Origin of the sequence: Siccirubricoccus deserti, assembly GCF_014283215.1 — a bacterium.
GTDB classification, from domain to species: domain Bacteria; phylum Pseudomonadota; class Alphaproteobacteria; order Acetobacterales; family Acetobacteraceae; genus Siccirubricoccus; species Siccirubricoccus deserti.
In genome coordinates this window covers 1-2,683 of the sequence record NZ_JACOMF010000172.1, presented here as the reverse complement: position 1 = coordinate 2,683, position 2,683 = coordinate 1, and the positions used below count along the sequence as shown (strand labels likewise).

At 66.3% G+C, this 2,683-nt stretch carries 1 protein-coding gene and 1 pseudogene; both read left to right on the top strand.

What is annotated here, in order from left to right:
* Positions 1 to 127: 127 nt before the first annotated feature.
* Positions 128 to 421 (top strand): annotated as a pseudogene (locus H7965_RS29425) (integrase core domain-containing protein); the annotation flags it as partial.
* Positions 422 to 494: 73 nt separating this feature from the next.
* Positions 495 to 2,594 (top strand): hybrid sensor histidine kinase/response regulator, encoded by a 2,100-nt coding sequence (locus tag H7965_RS29420; RefSeq protein WP_186774035.1) that lies wholly within the window; start codon positions 495 to 497, stop codon positions 2,592 to 2,594.
* Positions 2,595 to 2,683 lie beyond the last annotated feature (89 nt).

The following is a 2,683-nucleotide window of genomic DNA, read 5'->3' as shown; positions in this document are numbered from 1 at the left end:
AGCCCACCTTGCCCGCCATCCGGCGCGCACTGCTGGCTCAGCTCGCTGCCGCCATCCGGCTGCGATGTCCCAGATGCCGCGAGTTCATCGACCTACACAAGCGCGAATGAAAGTGCCGAAGTAGTGCCAGGGCAGCCAGTTCACCTCGCCGCGGTTCACCGGCGTGCTGCAGCAGGCCGGAGTGCGCATCTCGATGGACGGCCGTGGCCGCTGGATGGACAATGTCTTCATCGAACGACTATGGCGCAGCCTGAAGTACGAGTGCGTCTACCTGCACGCCTTCGAGACCGGCTCGGAGTTGCGGGCCGGGTTGTCGAAGTGGATCGGCTACTACAATGCCGGACGCCCACATAGCGCGCTGGCCGGGCAGACCCCCAACGAGACCTATGGGGCGGACGAGATGGCCAAATTGGCGGCCTGACGACAACCAGGACCGAGCTTATCCAGGCCGCCAAACTGTCCGACCGATGGGGACCACTTCAGGGCGCCAGGCGTTGTCCGTTGACGACGTCACCCTGCTCATCCACCGGAACTGGGCCGAGCTGTTCGAACCAGACGGGCACGAGGTCGCGCATGCTGCAGTGGCTCGTGCTCGGAAGGGGCAATCAGCGCGCTTCGAGGGGCGCATGAGGACGGCACGCGGCCAGATGCTCGACTGGGATACAGTGCTGACGCCGATCGGGGGCAGCAACGGTGCTCCGGAGAAGATCCTCGCTTTGTCGCGTGACGTCACCGAGCGCCGCGCAGCAGAGAGGGCACGCCGTGACAGCGAGGCAGCCCTTCGAGAGAGCGAGGACCATTTCCGCCATACGGTGGAGCTGAACCCACAGGTTCCCTGGACCTGCGACCCGGCAGGCGCCATCACCTCATACTCGACCCGATGGCTCGACATCACCGGGCAGGCGCCCGGCGAGCCGCTGGGCAATGGGTGGCTGAAGCCTGTCCATCCGGACGACTTGCCTGGGGCTACCTCCTCCTTTGCCGCCAGCCTCGCCTCCGGCGAGCCGGTAGACGTTGAATATCGCCTCCGTGTCGCGGCGACGGGCAAGTACCGCTGGATGCGCGCCCGCGCCCTGCCGCGGCGCAACCAGGTCGGGGAGATCATTCGCTGGTACGGTGTCGTCGAGGACATCCACGACCGCAAGATCGCTGAGGCGCGGCTGCGCGAGTTGAACGAGGTACTGGAGCAGCGGGTGCGGGAGCGCACGGACGAGCGCAACCGAGTCTGGGCAATGAGCCGCGATCTCTTCGCAGTCATGGGCTTTGACGGGCGCCTCAAGGCGATCAATCCAGCCTGGGAAAATACGCTTGGCTTTGACGAGGCAACGTTGCTGGTCCGGCCCTTCCCGGAACAGGTGCACCCTGGCGACCATGCCGCCGTAGAGGCAGTGGTGGAGCGTCTGCGACGGGGAGAGGCAGTTGACCGCTTCGAAGACCGCCTCCGTCACGCGGATGGGTCGTGGCGCTGGATCGAATGGGGCTTGGTCCCGGAGGGTGAAGTCTTCTACGCCGTGGGCCGGGACGTCACTGCCGAACGCGAGGCGCGGGCGGCCCTGGCGACCGCCGAGGCCGCTCGGCGCGAGGCGGATGCCCTCTACCGTGCCTACTTCCAGAACTCCGGCGAGGCGCTGTTCGTCATCAGCGTGCTGCCGGACGGCGGCTTCTCCATCGAGGAGCTCAACCCGGCTCACCAGGCCGCTACGGGCCTTCGCATGTCGGAGATCCGCGGCAAGAGGCTGGAGGAACAGGTGCCGGCTGAGACAGCGGAAGCGGTGGTTGCGAAGTACCGGCGCGCCGTCGAAACCGGCGAGGTCCAGGCCTACCGTGAGACGCTCGACATCGGCGCTGGCACTCGGCACTGGGACACGGTGTTGGTGCCGGTCCCCGGGCCGAACGGCCGTGTCATGCGGTTGGTCGGTAGCGGTCGTGACGTCACTGCGCAGGTGCGTGCCGAGGACACGCTTCGGCAGGCACAGAAGATGGACGCGGTGGGCCAGCTCACTGGTGGTATCGCCCACGACTTCAACAATTTGCTTGCGTCGGTTGTCGGCACCCTCGACCTGATCCGCCGCAAGCCGACCGACGTCGAGAAGGTGAAGCGTTTCGCGGAAGCCGACCTCGAGGCAGCCGAGCGGGGTGCGAAGCTCACCGGCCAGCTTCTGGCGTTCTCACGGGCGCAGAGGATCGAGCTGCGGCCGGTGGTTGTCTCCGGATTGGTCGAGGGCATGCGGGATCTGCTCGCCCGAACGCTCGGCCCCATGGTTCGGCTGAGCCTCCGGCTGGACGGTGGCGGGGCGGTGCTGTCCGACCCGACCCAACTCGAGATGGCGGTACTGAATCTTGCCATCAACGCGCGCGACGCCATGGCAGGCGGTGGCGACCTCATTCTTTCGACACAGCTGCGCCATGTATGCGGTGACGCGGATCTCGTGGAGGGCGAGTATATCGAGCTCTCCGTGACCGATACTGGCAGCGGAATGCCGCCCGAGGTCGTGGCGAGAGCCTTTGATCCGTTCTTTACGACGAAGGGCCTCGGCAAGGGCACCGGCCTGGGCCTTAGCACTACTTCGGCACTTTCATTCGCGCTTGTGTAGGTCGATGAACTCGCGGCATCTGGGACATCGCAGCCGGATGGCGGCAGCGAGCTGAGCCAGCAGTGCGCGCCGGATGGCGGGCAAGGTGG